This is a genomic window from Bacillus cereus group sp. BfR-BA-01408, assembly GCF_022663305.1.
Taxonomy (GTDB): Bacteria; Bacillota; Bacilli; order Bacillales; family Bacillaceae_G; genus Bacillus_A; species Bacillus_A pacificus.
In genome coordinates this window covers 57,015-77,818 of the sequence record NZ_JAKUFF010000009.1, presented here as the reverse complement: position 1 = coordinate 77,818, position 20,804 = coordinate 57,015, and the positions used below count along the sequence as shown (strand labels likewise).

The window sequence follows — 20,804 nt, the reverse complement described above, 5'->3', positions numbered from 1 at the left end:
AGAAAGAAATGCCTCATAAATGAAGAGAGGCCGGTTTAACTAAAATTACTGTTACAAGTAATTCAGAGAAACCATTAAAGTAATACACTGTTATTAGAAATGTTGCAACGTATTTATGAAATCTATTCTATATTGTTCTCTTAAGTGGTCTTTATATAAGGAGCGGATAGTACGAGTAAACTTTTTTGTTAACGCTAACAATTATATTAGGACGCTATCTAGCGAATGTTTTAATTTGGATTCATTTTGATGAAGGACATACAATGTGGGGCAACTTGTAAGACATTCATTTTCCGAAAAAGAAAAATATTCGTTAGCTATAAAGAGAGCCGCAGGAATAGATAAAAGGGGGAGTTATTATATGAACGGGAATACTGCAAAGAAAATAGAAGTTCAAGCTGAAAATACCGCACGAAAAAATGAGCAATATGCAGATCCGAAAAAGTGGCATAAGCAGGATACTACATGGGCACTCAGTCTATTTGGAACTGCAATTGGAGCAGGGGTGCTCTTTTTACCGATTAATGCAGGTTCAGGTGGATTATTATCGTTACTACTAATTACATTGCTTGCATATCCAGTTATGTATTACTCACATAGGGCACTTGCTAAAATGATATACGCTTCTAATTCTGCTGATGAGGGGATCACAGGTACAATTAGAGAGTATTTTGGAAATAAAGCGAGTATCATTTTTAACATCGTATATTTCGGTTCAATTTATACAATCGTACTAATGTATTCGGTTGCGCTTACAAACACTGCAAGTAGTTTTATCGTGCATCAATTGCACATGCCAGAACCTCCAAGGGCTATTTTATCACTTGTATTAGTTCTTGGTCTTATCGCTATACTGAATTTTGGTCAAGATATTACTGTAAAAGTCATGAGTATGCTAGTGTATCCTTTCATAGCTTCTCTACTATTTATCGCAATATCTTTAATTCCACAGTGGAATACGTCAATGCTTAGCTTTTCAGCTGTTTCTACTGCTTCAACAGGAACAGGATATTTTGGAACGATATTAATGATTCTACCAATCATCGTATTCTCATTTAATCATTCACCTATGATTTCATCATTTGTTGTGAAACAGAGAGCTACGTATGGAATCGAAGCTACTGATGCGAAATGTGCACAAATACAAAAAGTTTGTTACATCATGACATTCGTTGTAGTTATGTTCTTCGTTTGGAGTAGTGCACTGAGCTTAACTCCAGAGGATTTAAAAATGGCAAAAGAGCAAAACTTATCAATCCTTTCATATCTAGCGAATGAACTTAATTCACCTGTAATTACGATTGCCGCTCCAATCATTGCTTTTGTGGCTATTACAAAATCTTTCCTTGGCCATTATATCGGAGCATTTGAAGTAATGCGTGACATGATTATTAAGTTCGGTCAATCACGTGGAAAAGTAATTGAAGAAAAAACAATTAAGACAATCGTTCTTACTTTTGTTGTATTATCATGCTGGTTTGTTGCTTACACAAATCCAAGTATTCTTGGACTTATTGATTCTTTAAGTGGTCCATTAGTTGCTGCTATCTTATGTCTATTACCGATGTATGCGATTCAAAAAGTACCAGTACTAGCTAAATACAAAGGGAAAATGAGTAACGTATTTGTTATTATTGTAGGTGTACTTACTGTTTTAGCAAGTATTAAATCATTATTCTAATTCACGATTATTAGTTCGAATGAAAAATAGAACGATTTTGGGACAGGCTTCTCCGTTTGGAGGGTCTGTCCCTTTTTAATGCGTTACAGTTTTATTTTGTTGCTTTTAGGAGATAATTCCGCATAATTGTAGCTAAGGGAGATGATTTTAGGTTGAGTAAACTGAATGTTAGCACAACGGTTTCGGGAGATATAATTGTTACCCGTCTTATCGGCAAGATTAAAACAGATGATGTGTATGAATGGTTTAATGGTTTCGAGCAAGTTTGTCAGCAATTTATTTCCGAGGGACGGAAATACAAATTGTTGGTAGATAGAAAAGGCTATATACCAGATCATTTTTCTGTTCAAAAAGTATGGAAAGAGAAGTTTTTTAATGAAACGATTTTGAATCACAGTAAGGCAATTGCTTTTCTCCTTGAAGAAGGTGAGATCATGAATTATTTACAACAATCCAATACGAAAGAATCCGTAAAGTTTTTTGATGATTATAGACAAGCATTCCTTTGGTTGAATGAATATCCCATATGAAATTTTAGCGAACCAGTTGCGTAAGCAATTGGTTTTTTTAGCTTGTAATGTTGTTGATGTCTCTATACGAAATGTTTAGTACGTATAGCAGCATTTTAAGGGACATACATTTTGAATGCGTTAAATATAATTCTTATTAGCACCAAGAGGAAGAGAGTACTAGTAATATTGAAAGGTCATACGATAGAGTCACATAAATTGAAAAATATCCATGTGGCATAAAGTGAGTAAGGGGGATAAAGATATGAGTACTTCAAATTTGAATGAAATAAGTAAACAAATTTTAAAAGAGGAGGAAATACTTCAATTTTCCTCTTTTACAAATGAAGATGCCTTGCAACTAGGTTTATTTATCGTTGAAACAGCGAAGCAAGAGGGAAAATTGATTGCTGTTGATATAACGAAAAATGGTGTGCAATTATTTCATTTTAAGATGACGGGGACAAATGAGGAAAATACGAAATGGATTGAGCGTAAAAAACGAGTCGTTTCCCTGCATGATCGTAGCTCGTATTATATGCAAATACAAAGTGAAATAACTGGAGTCTCCTATAATGAAAAATATCTTTTAGATACTTCGGAATACGCTGCGTTTGGTGGATGTTTTCCTATCAGAATAAAAAACGTAGGGGTTATTGGAATGATAACCGTTTCAGGATTACCACCAGAAGAAGATCATGAATTGGTTATAAGAGCGGTTAAAAATCAATTGAAGCAATAATAAAAAGGCAAAAACGAACATATTCTTGTTCGTTTTTGCCTTTTTATTATTCATTTTATGTGATGAAGATAATTCTAATAAATAAACAAGTACGAAAAGATAGTACGGAATGGGAAATCTTTAATTCGAGACACTTTACTTGACGATGATAATCTATGTGGTTAATATGATAGATATAAAATAACCTAATTACTTTTAATAATTAAGTTATTTTATTTAAGTGATAGTAGGTAAGTAAGATGTGATGGAAATGCTTTGAATTGCCACTATTAATATTGGGGACAATTAGAAAGCGAAAGGTATAAAAAGAATTGGAATTTACGAATTCTTTGTTTTTTATAAAAACAGGGGCTTCTGTACAATTCATTTTTAAAATATTGACAAGGATTATACAACAAGAGGGGGACTGAAATTGGAATCAATGACCTTTGTTTTATTTGGAGCGACAGGGGACTTAGCGAAACGAAAAATTTACCCCGCACTATATAACTTATATAGAGATCAAAAGCTTCCAAAGCAAATATCCGTTATCGGGCTTGGAAGACGCCAAGTATCTCATGTAGATTTTCAAGGAAGAATAAAAGAATCAATAGAGACATTTTCCCGTCATAGAGAAGAAGGTACTCTAGAACTTGAAGGTTTTTTAGATAATTTTCGCTATTGTCCATTAGATGTGAGTAAGCCGGAAGACTATGAGAGATTATTGCAAGTCGTTCGTGAAAGGGAAGAAGAACTACATATAAAAGGGAATAGAATGTTCTATCTTTCCGTTGCTCCTGAATTTTTCGAGACCATTGCTTTAAATATTAAGGAAAGCGGACTTGATAAAACGGATGGATGGAAACGCCTAATGATTGAGAAACCGTTTGGGCACGATCTTCAATCTGCTCGTGAGTTGAATGATAAGCTTAGTCGCACGTTTGAAGAAGATGAGATATACCGTATTGATCATTATTTAGGTAAGCCGATGATTCAAAACCTTGAAGCACTAGAGTTTGCAAATCCTGTTCTCCAATCGATTTGGAATAAAGAACATATAGCGAATGTACAAATTACAGCGAGTGAAACAGTTGGGGTTGAAGAAAGAGCAGGATATTATGATCAGGCAGGAGCCATTCGAGATATGGTTCAAAATCATATGTTACAAATATTAATGATGACTGCTATGAATCTGCCGGAAAAGGTTAATGCATGTGAAATTCGAGAGGAAAAGCGAAAGGTAATGGAGACGCTTCGTAAAGTGAAAAAAGAAGACGTTCAAAACCATATCATTCGCGGACAATACGCTTCAGGAGAGATAAAAGGCGAGCAAGTTGTAGCATATAAAGAGGAGCCAGGAGTAAATCCTTCTTCTAATATAGACACATTTGTTGCTGCTCGTTTATGGATCGATAATCCGTTTTGGACTGACGTTCCCTTCTATATACGAACAGGCAAACGAATGAAAGAAAAATCTACTCGTATTGTAATCGAATTTAAAAATACGCTAAAACAGCAATATCAAGATAATAATCCAAATGCAGCACCTAACTTATTAATAATTGAAATTAGCCCAGGTGAGAATGTTTCATTACAGTTAAATAGTAAAAATCCATTGAAAAATGGAGAAATTGAACCGATGCGTATTAACTTTACTTGCGAGCAAGCAGATGTGGGAGTGCCTGAAGCGTATGAAAGACTTATTCATGATGCTGTAAGTGGAGACGCTACATTCTTTGCACATTGGAGAGAAGTTGAATTGTCATGGGAATGGGTACAACCAATTCTTGAAGCATTCGAGGAAAACTTATTACCACTTCATGAATATGAGTCTGGTTCATATGGTCCAGATGCGTCTCATGAATTATTGCAAGAAAGTGGATTTAAATGGTGGTTAGATCAAGAAACGGAAAAATAAGTACTTTCTTTCATGAAAGCATTTAGGGGGACGATTATTATGACACAAAACATAAATCAATTAGCAGTGAATACACTTCGTACGTTATCGATTGATGCTATTAATGCGGCAAATTCAGGTCATCCAGGTCTTCCGATGGGCGCAGCACCGATGGCTTATGCATTATGGGCGAATCATTTAAATCATAATCCGAATCATCCAAAATGGTTTAACCGTGATCGATTCGTTTTATCGGCTGGACATGGATCTAGCTTATTATATAGCCTACTTCATTTAGCTGGATATGACGTTTCAATTGATGATTTGAAAAGTTTTAGAAAGTTAAATAGTAAAACACCAGGACATCCTGAGTTTGGTCACACTTCTGGAGTTGAAGCGACTACAGGCCCGTTAGGACAAGGCATTGCAAATGCTGTTGGGATGGCAATGGCGGAAGCTCATTTAGCAGCGAAGTTCAATAAGGATGGTCACTCTATTATAGATCACAATACGTACGCTTTAGTTGGAGACGGTGACTTAATGGAGGGTGTCGCTTATGAAGCGATGTCAATGGCAGGTCATATGAAACTTGGTAAGTTAATTGTACTGTATGATTCAAATGAAATTTCACTTGATGGAGAATTAAACATTGCTTTCTCTGAAGATATGCAGAAAAGGGTAGAATCTGCACATTGGCAATATGTAAGAGTTGAGGATGGAAACGATGTTGATGCGATTACAAAAGCGATTCAATTAGCGAAAGACAATACGGACCAACCTACTCTTATAGAAATTAGAACGATTATAGGTTACGGAAGTCCAAAAGTTGCTGGAACGAACAAAGCACATGGTAACCCGCTTGGAGTAGAAGAAGCGACAGCGACAAAACAAGCGTATGGTTGGCATTATGAGGAAGATTTCTTTGTACCTGAAGAAGTAACAGCTCATTTTAATGAACTGAAACAAAAAGGTATTGAAAAAGAGAACAAATGGAATGAGCAGTTCAACGTATATAGAGAGTCGAATCCAGCACTAGCAGATGAATTAGAAAAAGCGATTACAGGTGAGGTTTTAATCGAAGCGAAAGACATTCTATCCTTTGATACTGAAAAAACGATTTCTACTCGTGTTGCAAGTGGGGAAGCTATTAATCATTACGTGAAATCGATTCCTTCTATTTTCGGTGGAAGTGCGGATCTTTCTCATTCTACGATGACAGATATAAAAGGGGAAGCGGTGTACGCAGTAGAATCGTATGCTGGCCGAAATATATACTTCGGTGTACGTGAACATGCAATGGGCGCGGCAGCGAATGGACTGGCACTTCATGGAGGAGTAAAGCCGTTCGTAAGTACATTCTTTGTATTTAACGATTATCTTCGTCCATCGATTCGACTGGCTGCATTGCAAAAGTTACCTGTTACGTACGTATTTACACATGATTCGATTGCTGTAGGAGAAGATGGTCCAACGCATGAACCAATCGAACATTTGGCAGCTCTTCGGGCAATTCCTGGTTTAACAGTTATCCGCCCGTCAGATGCAAATGAAACAGCAAGTGCGTGGGCTTATGCTTTACAGCAAACGGAAGGTCCAGTCGTTTTAGTACTGAGCCGTCAAAATTTACCGGTGTTTCATGAAACGAAAGCGAACATAGAGAATCTTTCTAAAGGAGCTTACGTATTAACACAAACGAATGAAAATCCGGATGTAATTTTAATTGCGACAGGTTCTGAAGTATCCTTAGCTGCTAGTGCGAAAGCAAAATTAGAAGAAGATCAAGTTTCTGTTCGCATCGTTGCAATGCCGAGCTGGGAGTTATTCGATCGTCAATCGAAAGAATATAAAGAATCCGTTCTTCCGTCTTCTGTAACGAAACGAGTATCTCTTGAGATGGGTGTATCTCTCGGCTGGGAGCGTTATGTAGGACAAGAAGGAAAAGTGCTATCAATTGAAACATTTGGAGCTTCAGGAACTGGAGCTGAAGTCATGAATCTATTTGGATTTACGACAGAAAATGTTGTTCAAATTACAAAAAATGTGTTGAATTCTTAAGCTATGACTGTGAATACCTTTCTGTACGTACTAACATTTCAGTGCTGAAAGGTATTCCAGATTGTAGTGATATGGATTTTTAATAAAAGATGATTTGAGGAGGAATTATATTATGCAAGTAGGATTAATTGGGTTAGGTAAAATGGGATTAAATTTAGGGAAAAATTTAATGGATCATAAACATGAAGTAGTAGCATTTGATTTAAATGCAAGTGCAGTGGAAGAAATGAAAGAGTACGGGGCTACAGGTACATCTAGCTTAAATGAACTTGTTCAGTCATTACAATCACCAAGAGTTCTTTGGGTTATGGTACCACACGCTGTTGTTGATTCTGTTATTGATGAGGTTACACCACTTTTATCAAAAGGAGATATTTTAATTGAAGCGGGTAATTCACACTATAAAGAGTCCATTCGCCGATATGAGCAACTAAAGAAAGATGGCATTCACTTTATGGATGCAGGAACTTCTGGCGGAATGGAAGGCGCTCGTAATGGTGCTTGTTATATGATCGGAGGAGATCAAGAAGCTTGGGATATCGTTGAACCTATCTTCCGTGATACTGCTGTAGAAAATGGATACTTATATGCTGGAAAAGCTGGTAGTGGTCACTTCTTAAAAATGGTTCACAACGGAATTGAATACGGTATGATGGCTGCTATTGGTGAAGGATTTGAGATTCTAGAGAAAAGTGAATTTGACTACGATTATGAAAAAGTATCAAGAGTATGGAACAACGGTTCAGTCATTCGCTCTTGGTTAATGGAATTAACAGAAAATGCATTTTCTAAAGATGCAAAATTAGATGAAATTAAGGGTGTTATGCATTCTTCTGGTGAAGGAAAATGGACAGTAGAAACAGCATTAGACCTTCAAACAGCAACTCCTGTTATCGCAATGTCTCTATTAATGCGCTACCGCTCATTAGATAATGATACATTTACAGGAAAAGTAGTAGCAGCTCTGCGCAATGAATTTGGCGGACATGCAGTAGAAAAGAAATAAACATCTTAAAATTATAACTCGTTAACGTTTAAAAAATGGAGGGAATAGATTATGAAGTTTTTTATTGATACTGCAAATCTTGAGGACATAAAAAAAGCATATAAACTTGGAGTTTTAGCTGGTGTTACAACGAATCCTTCTTTAGTAGCAAAAGAGGGCATTAAGTTTGAAGACCGTATTGCAGAAATTTGTCAGGCAGTGCCGAAAGTTGAATCTGTTTCGGCAGAAGTAACGCCAGATGCTGTGACAGCTGAAGAAATGATTGCTCAAGCAGAAGAACTGATTAAAATTAACGGTGGCGATGAAAAAGTTACAATCAAACTTCCGATGACGCTAGCAGGATTAGAAGCTTGTCGCTATCTTACTGAAAAAGGTGTAAAAACGAACGTTACCCTTATTTTCACGGTGAACCAAGCACTTTTAGCTGCTCGAGCAGGTGCAACGTATGTTTCTCCGTTTTTAGGACGCTTAGATGATATTTCTGAAGATGGCGTATTATTAGTTGCTAAAATTGCTGAATTATTCGATGTTCATCAATTAGATACACAAATTATTGCCGCTTCTGTTAGACATCCAGACCATGTAACTCGTGTAGCGATGGCAGGTGCTCACATTGCAACAATTCCTTATAAAGTAATTGAACAACTTGCTATGCACCCATTAACAGATCAAGGTATTGAGAAATTTGCTGCGGATTGGGCGAAAGCTCCTAAATTATAATATATGAAGTGAGGAGACTTTCCGAAAATTTCTTTTCATGAGAGGGGAGATTCCTAGGTAACTTCATCGTTTAACTTGGATCCCGAGTTTGGAGTCTTACTATGTGAAAACAGCAAGAGAAGAAAGCGTCATTCACTTTTAAAAAAGGAAAATTTGCTTACGCGAAGCGTTTATCACAATAACATTATAATGATGAAAGAGAAATCCCCTTATCAGAGAGAGTAGGTAACATGTATCTCTGGTAAGGGAGATTCTTTTTATATAAATTATTATATTGTGAAGATGAGTTGTATATCGATATATAAATTTTTACTCAAGAAAGAACTATATAGGTTCTTTTCATTGTATAGCATTTTTGAAAGGGTTTACATAAAGGGGTGGAATTGCGTATGAATATGTACCTTTTAATGATTACATTATTATCAATTGTAATTGTTATTTTAGGGGTATCGTGGTGGAGATGGCATGCGTTTATTAGTTTGACGATTGCAAGTTTGTTTTTAGCAATTATGTCTGGAATGCCAATGGATAAAATAGTGAGTGCTTATGAAACGGGAGTCGGAAGTGTTCTTGGGCATTTAGTAGGTATTTTAGTATTAGGTACAATATTAGGGAAAATGATGGCAGAGTCAGGTGCTGGAATGCAAGTGGCAGAGTTTTTTATTAAATCCTTTGGGATAAAAAACTTACCATGGGCAATGTTAATTGCAGGTTTTATTATTGGAATTCCGGTGTTTTTTGAAGTAGGCATCTTAATATTACTACCATTAGTAATTTCAATTCATAAAACAACGAAACAAAATATTTTATTGATAGCATTACCAGCAATTGCTGGGTTATCTGTCGTACACGGCCTTGTTCCTCCGCATCCAGGGGCAATCGTGGCAATTGGTATTTATAAAGCGAACCTTGGGAAGGTACTATTGTATTCACTCATTATTACATTTTTTGCAGCGATTATTGCAGGTCCTATATTCGCTAAATGGATTCACAAACGTGTAATTCCTGAAAATGAGCCAGAATTGATTCGTGTAAATACAAAATCAACGAAATTACCAGGAATAGGAGTTTCATTTTTAGTTATATTGTTACCTGTTCTGTTAATGGTTTTAGCTGCAGCAGCTCCTTATGTTCCACTTTCTACTACTTTGATGAAAATTGTCACATTAATTGGTAGTCCTATCATTGCATTATTGATTGCATGTTTTGCAGCGTTTTATTTTCTTGGATTTCGTCAAGGTATCGATAAAAAGGCGATTAAGAAGGTAACAGAAGATAGCTTATTACCAATTGGTTCAATTGTTGCGATTATTGGTGCTGGCGGCGGATTTAAGCAAATTCTTATCGATAGTGGTGTAGGGAATGCTATTGCTCAAATGTCTGAGCATTTAGCTCTATCTCCAATTGTATTAGCATTTATGGTAGCTGGATTAATTCGAATTGCGACAGGATCAGCGACAGTCGCTTTAACAACAGCAGCGGGTATCGTTTCACCAATCGTCGAAAATGCGACAGGTGTGAATTTAGAATTGCTCGTCATTGCAACAGGTGCAGGAGCATTAATGTTTTCACACGTAAACGATGCTGGGTTCTGGATGGTAAAAGAATACTTAGGTTTAACAGTAAAAGAAACATTTAAAACATGGACGGTATTAGAAACATTACTTTCATTTATCGCTTTTGGAGGCGTTTTACTACTCGATATGTTTATTTAAAATAGGGATGTTTCTATTTAGATAAATGCAACATACAACGTTATCAATAGATAAAAGGAATGTATTTTTATGGTAGGATACGGTAGTAATTTTTTGTTAGGAGGAAGAAATGGTGAGCACAAAATATATGATTGGTGTAGACATTGGGACAACTAGTACAAAATCAGTTCTATTTTCTACTGCTGGGTCTGTTATTGCAAGTCATGGAATTGAATATCCTTTATATTCTCCTACACCTGAAATAGCAGAACAAGATCCAGAAGAAATTTTTCATGCAGTAATAAATACAATTAAAGAAACTGTACAATCGAGTAATGTACAGCCAAATGATATTCTTTGTGTTTCTTTTAGTTCGGCAATGCATAGTATCATTGCTGTAGATGAGAAGGGAAAACCGTTAACGAGATGTATCACTTGGGCAGATAATAGAAGTGCAGGCTGGGCAGAGAAAATAAAGAATGATATGAATGGTCATGAAATTTATTTACGGACTGGGACACCAATTCATCCGATGTCACCACTTTCGAAATTAGTTTGGCTACAGAATGAGCAGGCAGAGTTATTCGCAAAAAGTTATAAATTCATTTCTATTAAAGAATATGTTTTTTACAAGTTATATAAAGAATATGTAATTGATTATTCTATAGCATCAGCGACAGGAATGTTCAATTTAAAATCTTTAAAATGGGATGAAGAGGCTTTACATGTAGCGGGAATTACAGATAAAAAGCTTTCAAAGCTTGTTCCAACAACGCACAGTTTAACAGGATTAGATGAAGAGCTTGCCAAAGAGATGAATGTACTTGTTTCTACGCCTTTTGTAGTAGGAGCGAGTGATGGAGTCCTATCCAATTTAGGTGTAAATGCAATAGATCCTGGCGTTGTGGCTGTTACAATTGGTACAAGCGGTGCGATACGTGCTGTAACAAATCGTCCTGTAACAGATCCAAAAGGTAGAATTTTTTGTTATGCGTTAACTGAAGACCATTGGGTAATCGGTGGTCCAGTTAATAACGGTGGTATGATTTTCAGATGGGCTCGTGACCAATTGGGCACTTCAGAGATTGAACTTGCAAAGCGCTTAGGAAAAGATCCATATGAAGTGCTTACTGAAATAGCAGCAAAAGTGAGTCCGGGGTCCGACGGTTTATTATTTCACCCGTATTTAGCAGGAGAAAGAGCTCCTTTATGGAATGCAAATGCGCGAGGATCTTTCTTTGGACTTGGATTGCATCATAAGAAAGAACATCTTATCCGTGCCGTGTTAGAAGGAGTAATTTATAATTTATACACCGTTCTTCTTGCTTTAAAAGAGCTAATTGGTGAACCGAAAAAAATTCAAGCGACAGGTGGTTTTGCAAGATCGGAACTTTGGAGACAGATGATGGCGGATATTTTTCATCAAGATGTATATGTTCCGGAAAGTTTCGAAAGCTCTTGCTTAGGAGCTGCAATCCTCGGTTTATATAGTTTAGGTGAAGTAGATACGTTACATGTAGTTTCTGAAATGGTAGGTGCGAATTTCCACCATGAACCAAACATGGAAAGTGTGGAAAAATATAAAGATTTAACACCAATCTATATTCGTCTGTCCCGTCAATTGGAAGAAGAATATGAAAGTATAGCAGCGTACCAAAAAAAGTGGGTTTAAAAGCTATTTAACAAGAAAATATGATAACGTATAAAGAGGTACTCCGATTTTTTAGGATACTCTTTCATCATAAAACATTATAAGAAGTAAGATGAATGAAAAATATAGGGAGAGAGGGTTATGAAAATGAAGGATAACAAAGAGTTTATTGGATATGTTGGAACATACACGAAAGAAAATAGTGAAGGAATATATAAGTTTACGTTAGACACAGAAGCAAAGAAAATTAGTCATGTAACACTTGCGGCCAAGTTGGATAACCCTACATATGTAACGATTAATCGAAATAATGAATATCTCTACTCTGTTGTTAAGGAAGGCGAATCTGGTGGTGTGGCTGCTTATTCGATTGATAGTAAAACGGGAGAGTTAACGGAAGAAAATAGACAAGTAGTGGAAGGGGCTTCTCCTTGTCATGTGAGTGTTGATAGTAGAAATCGTACGGTAGTTACAGCGAATTACCATAAAGGAACGATCGAGTCTTTTGTAGTTAATGAAGAAGATGGAACTGTAAATCCTGCCACATCTATTATGGCACATGAAGGTTCAGGTCCGAACAAAGAAAGACAAGAGAAACCGCATGCACATTACGCGGGATATACGCCTGATGAAAAATATGTGGTGGGTGTTGATTTAGGGATAGATAAAATAATTACGTATGAAATAAAAAATAGTGCATTACAAGAAGTGAATAGCTTGTCTGTAAATCCAGGAAGTGGTCCGAGACATCTTACTTTTCATCCAAATGGAAAGTATGCGTATGTGATGACGGAGCTTAGTTCAGAGGTTATTGTGTTAACATATAACCCATCAGAAGGGGCCTTTACAGAATTACAGTATATTTCTACCATTCCTGAAGCATTTGATGAAAATAGTCAAGGAAGTGCGATTCATATTTCTTCTGATGGCCGCTTTGTATATGCAGGTAATCGCGGCCATAATAGTATTGCTATTTTCAGTGTAGATGAAAACTCAGGCCAGCTTACATTTATTGAACATACATCTACAAAAGGAAATTGGCCAAGAGACTTTGTATTAGATCCTACTGAAAAGTTTCTTGTTGCTTCAAATGAAAAGTCGCATAATCTTGTGCTATTTTCAAGAGATGAAACGACAGGGAAGCTAACTCTTTTACAATCTGATGTTGTTGTGCCAGAGCCTGTTTGTGTGAAGTTTTTGAATATCTAAGTTGCGTTGAAGCTAAATGCATGCTGGGATGTCGTTATTTGTCGGTAAGTCGATATTCTTTGTCGAAATGTCGATATATTGAAAAAATCGTTGATATATTTGAAGTTGTGTTCGATATATTTGAAAAATCGTTGATATAATTTCATATGCCCAGAAAACAATAAAAGCAAAGCGATATCGCTTTGCTTTTATTGTTTCTTTTTCGGTCTGCGTACTAACTCGCCGCCGCAGTTTGGGCAAACGTTGTGCCTTTCTTCTGTACATGGTGCGCAAAATGTACATTCATATACGCAAATGTATGCTTCAGAATCTTGTTCCAATGATTGATCGCAAATTTGACAGTTTGTTTTCATTTTTAGTGCCATAGTAGGTCTCCCTTTAGTTAGAATATTTATAATTTAATTATAATTCATCGGATAGAAGTTGTCTTTTTCAATTGAAAGGAAATCGAATGATAAAGTTATGATTTGAAATGAAAGAAGCTCGTTTATTTTTAAATTGATTATTTAATAAGGTTGGAATATTATGAAATAGTCAAAAGACAACAGGGGGTATACATTTTGACTAATCATAACGATCATTTAAAAGCAAACTGCGAAAAATGCTTCGGTCTATGTTGCGTTGCATTACCGTTCGCAGCGTCAGTAGATTTTGCAGTGAATAAAGATGGCGGGAAACCATGTTCCAATTTAAAATCAGATTTTAAATGTAGTATACATAAAAATCTTCGTGGAAAAGGTTACAAAGGTTGTACAGTATTTGAATGTTTCGGCGCTGGGCAGAAAATTTCTCAAGTTACATTTAACGGGATAGATTGGCGGAAAGATGCGAAGCATGCGAGAAAAATGTATGATGCTTTTCCAGTTATGCATCAGCTACATGAAATGCTTTGGTATTTGAATGAGGCGATTCTTTTACAGGCGACGCAGCCAATTCATAAAGAGCTAAGTATAGCGATTGAAGAGACGGAGCGTCTTTCAAATTTAAATGCGGACGAGTTAATGAAAGTAAATATTCCATTACATCGTGCAGAAGTGAATATTTTACTTTTAGAAACGAGCGAACTAGTTTGGAAGGAAATGAATACTGCGCGTAAGAAAAGAATCATTCACCGAGGCGCAGACCTTATGGGAGCAAATTTGAAAAAGAAAGATTTGCAAGGAGCGAATTTAAGAGGAGCTTACTTGATTGCGGCTAACTTAAATGGAGCAAATTTAAGAGGAGCAGACCTTATCGGGGCAGATTTGCGAGATGCAGATATTCGCGGGGCTGATTTTACTAATAGTATTTTTCTAACGCAAGTTCAAGTTAATGCGGCGAGAGGGGATAAACATACAAAATTACCGAAAATGTTGTCCCGTCCATCGCATTGGGGTGCGTAAAGAGTGAGGAGTAGTTAGTGTGGATATATTTCAGTATTTAGAAGAGATGCAAGAAGATGTTTTTTCGTTAGCAGTAGAGCAAATAGAAGGGAAGTATTATGATATTTGCTGCATGTTAACGTCTAAGGGTTATGCAGAGAGAATTAAAGCAATTCATTTAGGAGCATATGAGGAAAGTATTCGACTAGCATTGTATGAAGCTATACAAATCGCTACTAGTGAAGAGGCAAAAGCAATTTATTTTGAATATGATCTTGATAATGAATGGGATAGTCAGTTTTATATTTGTGAAGAGTATTTTTCGCTGGAAGAAGAGGATGATGATTGGGCTTCTGAATGGACATATGATGTTGAAGGACCGAAGTCTATAGAATTAGCAGATGTGTATGCTGAGAATGGCTTTGATATAAATGAAAAGGCAATTGGTATAAATTTGTATTTAATTGCTAGAACGGTATGTAGTTTTATGAGTGCGTGTAGTGAAGTGCAAAGGAATATACCGATTTGTATTGGTTTTCACGATCAGGACCCAATTATACGAATTGGCAAAGATACTTAATGGTAAAAAGACTCCGGAAATTTTAAATCCTAAAACAAGAATACCCCCGTCCTATATTTAGAACGGGGGTAAAATAAAGTTATTGAATTGTGATCTAAGATACTTTCATTTTATTGAATAATAAATTTAATTTGACAGTACGTTATCTATAATTATTTGATTTTCATGCCCATCTACAATGGTTGGTAAATCCTTGTCTGATTTATTAAAAATAATATTCTCGTAAACTTTATCTAAAAAAGGATAAAATGCTGGATAATAAGCTTTTGCCTCTGACGATAAAGGTGGGATGGTTTGGGTATATGTTTCAATTTTTATTTCTTCTAGGCTTTCACTTGCTTTGCCAAAAAACAGTGTTTTATCATCAATTAAGTTAATGGTTCCAAGACTTCCAAATACTTTTAAGTTTGAACCAAATCCGTGATGAATTCCTGAGATAAGTTGAATTGAAAAGGTACAATTTCCTTCTATTTTACCATGAATAAAAAAGGCATCATCAGAGTCTCTAAGTTCTTCTGGACCTTCTGGGACGTGGGTGTGTATGAAACCATTGATAGTTATAATTTCGTCCTGAATAAGCCATCTAAGACAATCGACCATATGTGTTCCTAGAGCTCCTAACATTCCACCAAACTTTTGCTTTTCTCCCATCCACCCTCTTTTGTTAGTTTGAAGTTTTTGGTATTGAGAGGCAGAAATATGATATTCAAAATGAAGGATGTCACCAACTTCGCTTATAAGTTCTTTGACCTTTTGGCGAGCAGGATGATATCGCCATTCAAAATCAATAAATACCTTTGTATTAGTATCACTAGATAACCTTAGCAACTCTTCTGATTCCACACTATTCATTGTAAAAGGTTTCTCACACACTACATGTATACCTTTGTTTAATGCGTATTTAACCATTTCAAAATGATAAATCGGAAGAGAACTAACAAATACAAGGTCCAACTCTTCTAAATCTAACATTTTGGTCCAGTCTGTATAATGAACTGGAGAATCGTCTGCAGTTGATAAATTTTTTGGCACTTGATGACGTATCATTGTGCTAATAGCAGAAACATTCATCTTAGGATGAGTATTTATTATAGGTGCTTGAACTGCTAAACCAAAGCCACCTCCTATGATTCCTACTCTCATCGCTTAGCCTCCCTATAATTACTGATTCCATAACTCCTCTGTTTTCTGCAATATTGTAAAAAATTAATGCGTGTTTTTCTATTGCCTTCGTTATTCTAGAACATGATTAGCGTTTTTTTATGACATTATTATCTCTATAAATTAATCTCTGCCTGTTTTTTATTTCTTTTCAAAAGTAGTAATAAAAACACTACATATAATAAGAATACCACCAATAAAAAAGTTACTATTTAATGTCTCATTTAATAAGAGCCAACCAAGCAATGATCCAACAATAGGTTGGAAGAAGAAAAATAAAGAACCGATGCTTGCATCCATTAATTCTAATCCTTTATTCCAAAGGAAAAAGGCACCTGCAGTTGAGACGATTCCTAAATAAAGTACGCCTAATACTACATATAGGTTCATATGTTCAATTGGGTTTGATTGAAATTCCCATACCATAAAAGGTGTAATAAAAAAGAGTGAAAAGAATATAGCGTACGTTGTAATCACTAAAGATGAAAATCGAGCTGAAGCAATTTTTACATAAATAGATAGTAGAGCCCACGTAATAGCTGCTCCAACTAATATGATTGTACCGATAAAATAGGAGCCAATTTCAGTATCCCATCCGATTACGATAATGACACCGATTGTCGCTATGATGGTAGATAGTAATCTACGAGCGGTTAGTTTTTCTTTTAAAATGATCGTTGCAAATATAACCATAAATGCAGGTGTAGCTGATGTTACTAAAGATCCTGTATGAGCGTCGGATAATTTTGTTCCGATAAATTGACAAGTGATCGAAATGAAATATCCGATAAATCCAATCCAAGCGAATAGGAGCCAATCTTTTTTGTGAATGGTTACTGTTTTCTTTTGTTTTTTCTCAGCTATTTTTAAAATCATATACAAAACAACAAAAGCAATGATAAAGCGTAGCCAAACGAGTGTTAGTGGAGGGATAAAGTCGAGTACATATTTACTAACAACGTACATACCGCCCCATATACTTGCTGCTAGTGATAAACATATAGCTCCTAAAATTGTTTGTTTCATATAAAGTACCTCCGTCTATTTTTAGGGTATGATGAGTTCCCTAAGACGAGGCATAGTGTATGTGTTATATGAATGCCCGTCTTAGTTTATAGACGGTCTACTGGTTGATCGTTTTCGAATGAAGTGTTGTAGTACATGTGTATTCCTCCTTCTTAAGTTATAATGACATTATAACTCAATTTTCTGATTATTGGAGGTTGTTATGAAATATATCGTTATAAAATCATATGTTAGCAATTATCCTGATCCAATTCGCTTAGAAGAGGGGGATGTAGTGAAAATGATAGAGAGTTACGATGGTCCTGAAAATTGGGAAAACTGGATGTTTTGTCACGAAGAGAAATATGACCGGAAAGGGTGGGTTCCGGAGCAAATTATAATGAAAAATACAACTGATGTAGAAATCATTACGAAACAATATACTGCCAAAGAATTAAATGTAAGTATTGGAGAAAGATTGATTGGATTAGAAGAATTGAATGGATGGGTTTGGTGCGAAAAAACAGGTGGTGAGGATGGCTGGGTACCGAAGGAAAACTTACAAAAATATTAGTAATACTATTTGGTCATTAATATAGGAAACATATTTTTAGTTTATGAGTATATTGGTTGTAGGATGAAAAATAGATTAATAGAGAAAGAGGAGATTATTATAACTACAACCGTTATTTCTCATTTTTATAACGAAGAGTATTTATTACCGTGGTGGCTTGCTCATCATACGAAACTATTTGATCATGGCATTTTAATTAATAAAGGTTCAACAGATCGTTCGGTTGAAATTTGTAAAAAGTTCGCGCCACACTGGGAAGTACGAGATTCTGCAAATCCAGAATTTGATGCATTAGCGACAGATCATGAAGTAATGAGGGTGGAACAAGAAGTAAAGGGATGGAAAATGATTTTAAATACGACCGAGTTTCTTTGTGTGCAAGATAAAAATCAATTTTGGAATTCACTTCATGAATTGGGAGGAAGGATGTATTGGCTGGAAGGGCTTGTTATGGTCGATGATCCTAACTACAATTATCCGGAACTTAACTTTGGAATACCTTTAATGAAACAGCGATTTCACGGTTATTTACCAGAAGAATGGACGTTATGGAGAAGAGGTAGATTTATTCATAATCATGAACACGGAAGTTATACAGTTGGAAGACATTTATCTGCGCATGAATCTATGATTTATCCGCCTCTTGCTTGTATATTATGGTTTGGGTTTAGTCCGTGGAACGATGCGATGAGAAAGAGGAAATTACAAATTGGTCCGACCCTTTCTGAAGCTAGTAAGGATCGGGGGATGGGTACACACCATATTATTACGCCGGAAAGATTAGAAGAATGGTATAAGGAATTAGCAAGAGGGACGAAGGATTTACGTTTTAGTGATGCGTACCGTTATGCTTTTGTATAAATGATTCCCACCATGAAATTGTTTCTTCGATTCCTGTATTTAGATCGTATGTCGGTTTCCAGTTTACTTCAGTTTTTAAACGCTCTACATGAACGCCGACAAATAAAGGTTCATCTTTAGAGAAAGGGATTGCACCCAGTTTAATTAAATGCTCTTTTCCTATCTTTGTCCCAATGATAGATGCTAATTCTTTAATTTGTACAGATTGACCAGAAGCGATATTGATTGTGCCTGTAACGTCGTGTTCTAATATCGTTACGAGAGCATGAGCGACGTCGCTCACATGGAGGAAATCTCTTGATTGTTTTCCATGTGTACATAGTGCTTCCTCATTTTTTAATAAAGAAGTGATAATGTTAGAAACGAGCCGATTCCCCTGTTCATGAGGGCCATACATATGAAAAATACGGCCCCAACACATGCTGAGGCCTGATTGCTCAGCGTACGTTTGTAGCCAGGAGTGTAGTGCGTTTTTACATAATGAATACGGTGTTTTATAGGAAAGAAGCGGTGAATCTTCAAATAGTACGCCGTTAAACCATTCATACTCTGCACCAGTGCCTGCAACGACGATTCGCTTTCCGCCGCATGTTGTGAAGTGTTGAATCAATGAGATACTGGATGTAAGCCAATAGTAATTATTGATAGATACATAACACGCTGGCGGCACTGCTTCCCAAGCTAAATGAATGAGATGACTAGGCTTCATGTCGTAAATGAGTTTTTTTACTTCTTCATCGCAAAGTAAGTTGACTTTATGCCAATGGCAAGAAAGATGGGAAGGCTTATTTGTATTGTAAGTGGCGTGCACTTCATAGCCCTTTTGAATAAGAGAATGTACAACATATTTACCAATCCATCCGCTACCGCCTGTTACAAGGATTTTTTTCATGGCTCAATTACCTCAACTTCTGGTATTGTTACTAAAAATTTGCCGCCCCACTCACGAATGAAAGAGCATTCTTTCATAATCTCGTCTTTTAAATTCCAAGGAAGTATAAGAATGTAATCAGGTTTTGTACGTTTTATTTCTTCTGGAGATTTTATTGGAATGCGGGTTCCTGGTAGAAGGAGATTTTGTTTATGAGGGTTTTTATCTACTGTATAAGCTAGAAATTCTTTTCCTATCCCGCAATAATTTAAAAGGGTGTTTCCTTTAGCTGGCGCACCGTAACCGATAATTTGTTTGTTTAAAGCTTTCGCTTCGATAAAAAACTGTAAAATATTTATTTTCAATTGTTCGATGCGTTTAGAAAAAAGGAGATAACAATCTAATGTATTTAGCCCGTGATCCACTTCTTTTTGGATTAATTTTGTAACACTAGAATGGATAGTTGATTCGTCACTATGATGTTTTACAAAAATACGTAAGGAACCACCGTGCGTTGCAAGTTCTTCTACATCGACAATTTGTAAATGATGGTGAGATAAAACTTTTTGCAGGTTTATAAGTGAGAAATAGGAGAAGTGCTCATGGTATATCGTATCAAACTGTTTAAAGGATATGAGATTTAATAAGTGCGGGAATTCAATTGTTATTGTTCCGTCTTGTTTTAATAACGTTTTTAAACCTGCCACAAAATCATGTAAGTTCGGAACGTGTGCTAATACGTTATTAGCGATGATTAAATCTGCTTGCGGTAATTTTTTTGCTAAGTCGTTGCTGAAAAAATTCACTTCAGTAGGGATTCCTTTTTGGATAGCGATTTCTGCTACATTTTTTGCTGGTTCAATTCCTAGCGTTTCGATATGTTCTTTTTGAAAGTATTGTAATAAGTACCCGTCGTTACTCGCGATTTCAACAACCTTTGAATGTTTCTTTAAGCAGAAGCGCTTAATCGCCATTTCTACATATTGTTTAGCATGCAGTAGCCAGCTTGATGAGTAAGAGCTAAAGTATAAATAGTCATGAAAAATATTGTGTGGAGATTCAAATTCATCTAATTGTACGAGTAAACAAGAGTGACAAACAAATGTGTGCAATGGATAAAATGGTTCCATTTTATATGAGTTTTCTGGAGAAACAAATGAGTTAGCGAGAGGAGAAACACCTAAATCTAAAAAAGTGTTGCTGAGTAATGAGTGGCAAAAACGGCATTTTTTCTGTTCCATTTTATAG

19 protein-coding genes are annotated in these 20,804 nt (G+C 36.0%); 14 read left to right on the top strand and 5 right to left on the bottom strand.

Translation table 11 applies throughout. The features are described from left to right. The first annotated feature begins 361 nt into the window (after positions 1 to 361). The 10 genes from MR083_RS07280 to MR083_RS07235 all read left to right on the top strand — a co-directional run bounded on the left by MR083_RS07280 (position 362) and on the right by MR083_RS07235 (position 13,143). Positions 362 to 1,681, top strand: a complete 1,320-nt coding sequence (locus MR083_RS07280) for an aromatic amino acid transport family protein (RefSeq protein ID WP_001014187.1) — start codon at positions 362 to 364, stop codon at positions 1,679 to 1,681. A gap of 122 nt (positions 1,682 to 1,803) precedes the next feature. Continuing rightward, positions 1,804 to 2,211, top strand: coding sequence for an STAS/SEC14 domain-containing protein (locus MR083_RS07275; protein ID WP_116733382.1), 408 nt, complete (start codon positions 1,804 to 1,806; stop codon positions 2,209 to 2,211). 211 nt (positions 2,212 to 2,422) lie between these two features. Next, positions 2,423 to 2,932: a heme-degrading domain-containing protein gene (locus MR083_RS07270; RefSeq protein ID WP_116733383.1), complete on the top strand. Its 510-nt coding sequence runs from the start codon at positions 2,423 to 2,425 to the stop codon at positions 2,930 to 2,932. 412 nt (positions 2,933 to 3,344) lie between these two features. After that, positions 3,345 to 4,829 carry a glucose-6-phosphate dehydrogenase gene (gene zwf, locus MR083_RS07265; RefSeq protein WP_000445367.1) on the top strand — a complete coding sequence of 495 codons (1,485 nt, stop codon included), beginning with the start codon at positions 3,345 to 3,347 and terminating at the stop codon, positions 4,827 to 4,829. Positions 4,830 to 4,868: 39 nt separating this feature from the next. Further along, complete coding sequence (gene tkt / locus MR083_RS07260) at positions 4,869 to 6,863, top strand: transketolase (protein ID WP_000193043.1); 1,995 nt, start codon at positions 4,869 to 4,871, stop codon at positions 6,861 to 6,863. Positions 6,864 to 6,975: 112 nt separating this feature from the next. Then, a complete protein-coding gene (gene gnd, locus MR083_RS07255; RefSeq protein ID WP_001195921.1) occupies positions 6,976 to 7,869 on the top strand; it encodes a phosphogluconate dehydrogenase (NAD(+)-dependent, decarboxylating) in 894 nt (297 codons plus the stop codon). A 51-nt stretch (positions 7,870 to 7,920) separates the two neighbouring features. Beyond that, positions 7,921 to 8,589, top strand: coding sequence for a fructose-6-phosphate aldolase (gene fsa / locus MR083_RS07250; protein ID WP_000667676.1), 669 nt, complete (start codon positions 7,921 to 7,923; stop codon positions 8,587 to 8,589). A 389-nt stretch (positions 8,590 to 8,978) separates the two neighbouring features. Continuing rightward, positions 8,979 to 10,304, top strand: a complete 1,326-nt coding sequence (gntP, locus tag MR083_RS07245) for a gluconate permease GntP (protein WP_001057609.1) — start codon at positions 8,979 to 8,981, stop codon at positions 10,302 to 10,304. 109 nt (positions 10,305 to 10,413) lie between these two features. Then, entirely contained in the window at positions 10,414 to 11,955 is a 1,542-nt protein-coding gene (gntK, locus tag MR083_RS07240; protein WP_242268831.1) for a gluconokinase, read from the top strand. A gap of 126 nt (positions 11,956 to 12,081) precedes the next feature. Beyond that, the gene (locus tag MR083_RS07235; RefSeq protein WP_242268843.1) at positions 12,082 to 13,143 is read left to right on the top strand and encodes a lactonase family protein; all 1,062 of its coding nucleotides are present in this window, start codon (positions 12,082 to 12,084) and stop codon (positions 13,141 to 13,143) included. Between the two features lie 188 nt (positions 13,144 to 13,331). On the opposite strand, the gene MR083_RS07230 is transcribed toward MR083_RS07235, so the two are convergent. Beyond that, the gene (locus MR083_RS07230; RefSeq protein ID WP_016098742.1) at positions 13,332 to 13,508 is read right to left on the bottom strand and encodes a DUF1272 domain-containing protein; all 177 of its coding nucleotides are present in this window, start codon (positions 13,506 to 13,508) and stop codon (positions 13,332 to 13,334) included. A gap of 195 nt (positions 13,509 to 13,703) precedes the next feature. On the opposite strand from MR083_RS07230, the gene MR083_RS07225 reads away from it, so the two are divergent. Together MR083_RS07225 and MR083_RS07220 are read left to right on the top strand one after the other, a co-directional pair. Further along, entirely contained in the window at positions 13,704 to 14,525 is an 822-nt protein-coding gene (locus MR083_RS07225; RefSeq protein WP_242268828.1) for a pentapeptide repeat-containing protein, read from the top strand. Between the two features lie 19 nt (positions 14,526 to 14,544). Next, entirely contained in the window at positions 14,545 to 15,084 is a 540-nt protein-coding gene (locus tag MR083_RS07220; RefSeq protein WP_242268826.1) for a hypothetical protein, read from the top strand. A 126-nt stretch (positions 15,085 to 15,210) separates the two neighbouring features. Here MR083_RS07220 and MR083_RS07215 read toward each other — a convergent pair whose 3' ends face one another. Together MR083_RS07215 and MR083_RS07210 are read right to left on the bottom strand one after the other, a co-directional pair. Further along, positions 15,211 to 16,227: a Gfo/Idh/MocA family protein gene (locus MR083_RS07215; protein WP_001263664.1), complete on the bottom strand. Its 1,017-nt coding sequence runs from the start codon at positions 16,225 to 16,227 to the stop codon at positions 15,211 to 15,213. Positions 16,228 to 16,386: 159 nt separating this feature from the next. After that, on the bottom strand, positions 16,387 to 17,271 hold the full coding sequence (locus MR083_RS07210; RefSeq protein WP_242268824.1) for a DMT family transporter: 885 nt from the start codon (positions 17,269 to 17,271) through the stop codon (positions 16,387 to 16,389). 202 nt (positions 17,272 to 17,473) lie between these two features. Here MR083_RS07210 and MR083_RS07205 point away from each other — a divergent pair, with 202 nt between their 5' ends. Together MR083_RS07205 and MR083_RS07200 are read left to right on the top strand one after the other, a co-directional pair. After that, positions 17,474 to 17,824, top strand: coding sequence for an SH3 domain-containing protein (locus MR083_RS07205; RefSeq protein WP_242268823.1), 351 nt, complete (start codon positions 17,474 to 17,476; stop codon positions 17,822 to 17,824). Between the two features lie 63 nt (positions 17,825 to 17,887). Next, positions 17,888 to 18,685 (top strand): glycosyltransferase family 2 protein, encoded by a 798-nt coding sequence (locus MR083_RS07200; RefSeq protein ID WP_242268822.1) that lies wholly within the window; start codon positions 17,888 to 17,890, stop codon positions 18,683 to 18,685. On the opposite strand, the gene MR083_RS07195 is transcribed toward MR083_RS07200, so the two are convergent. Both MR083_RS07195 and MR083_RS07190 read right to left on the bottom strand, forming a co-directional pair. Next, entirely contained in the window at positions 18,654 to 19,577 is a 924-nt protein-coding gene (locus MR083_RS07195; RefSeq protein ID WP_000723100.1) for an NAD-dependent epimerase/dehydratase family protein, read from the bottom strand. The genes MR083_RS07200 and MR083_RS07195 overlap by 32 nt on opposite strands. Next, complete coding sequence (locus MR083_RS07190; protein ID WP_242268820.1) at positions 19,574 to 20,797, bottom strand: class I SAM-dependent methyltransferase; 1,224 nt, start codon at positions 20,795 to 20,797, stop codon at positions 19,574 to 19,576. The genes MR083_RS07195 and MR083_RS07190 overlap by 4 nt, the downstream gene beginning before the upstream one ends. Positions 20,798 to 20,804: the final 7 nt, after the last annotated feature.

Bases quoted from the DNA above. Each gene is read 5' to 3' on its own strand.
- gntK (WP_242268831.1), top strand. From the start codon at position 10,414: ATGGTGAGCACAAAATATATGATTGGTGTAGACATTGGGACAACTAGT.
- MR083_RS07200 (WP_242268822.1), top strand. From the start codon at position 17,888: ATGAAAAATAGATTAATAGAGAAAGAGGAGATTATTATAACTACAACC.
- tkt (WP_000193043.1), top strand. From the start codon at position 4,869: ATGACACAAAACATAAATCAATTAGCAGTGAATACACTTCGTACGTTA.
- gnd (WP_001195921.1), top strand. From the start codon at position 6,976: ATGCAAGTAGGATTAATTGGGTTAGGTAAAATGGGATTAAATTTAGGG.
- MR083_RS07215 (WP_001263664.1), bottom strand. From the start codon at position 16,227: ATGAGAGTAGGAATCATAGGAGGTGGCTTTGGTTTAGCAGTTCAAGCA.
- MR083_RS07230 (WP_016098742.1), bottom strand. From the start codon at position 13,508: ATGGCACTAAAAATGAAAACAAACTGTCAAATTTGCGATCAATCATTG.
- gntP (WP_001057609.1), top strand. From the start codon at position 8,979: ATGAATATGTACCTTTTAATGATTACATTATTATCAATTGTAATTGTT.
- MR083_RS07190 (WP_242268820.1), bottom strand. From the start codon at position 20,797: ATGGAACAGAAAAAATGCCGTTTTTGCCACTCATTACTCAGCAACACT.
- MR083_RS07205 (WP_242268823.1), top strand. From the start codon at position 17,474: ATGAAATATATCGTTATAAAATCATATGTTAGCAATTATCCTGATCCA.
- MR083_RS07280 (WP_001014187.1), top strand. From the start codon at position 362: ATGAACGGGAATACTGCAAAGAAAATAGAAGTTCAAGCTGAAAATACC.
- MR083_RS07210 (WP_242268824.1), bottom strand. From the start codon at position 17,271: ATGAAACAAACAATTTTAGGAGCTATATGTTTATCACTAGCAGCAAGT.
- MR083_RS07235 (WP_242268843.1), top strand. From the start codon at position 12,082: ATGAAGGATAACAAAGAGTTTATTGGATATGTTGGAACATACACGAAA.
- MR083_RS07195 (WP_000723100.1), bottom strand. From the start codon at position 19,577: ATGAAAAAAATCCTTGTAACAGGCGGTAGCGGATGGATTGGTAAATAT.
- MR083_RS07270 (WP_116733383.1), top strand. From the start codon at position 2,423: ATGTGGCATAAAGTGAGTAAGGGGGATAAAGATATGAGTACTTCAAAT.
- fsa (WP_000667676.1), top strand. From the start codon at position 7,921: ATGAAGTTTTTTATTGATACTGCAAATCTTGAGGACATAAAAAAAGCA.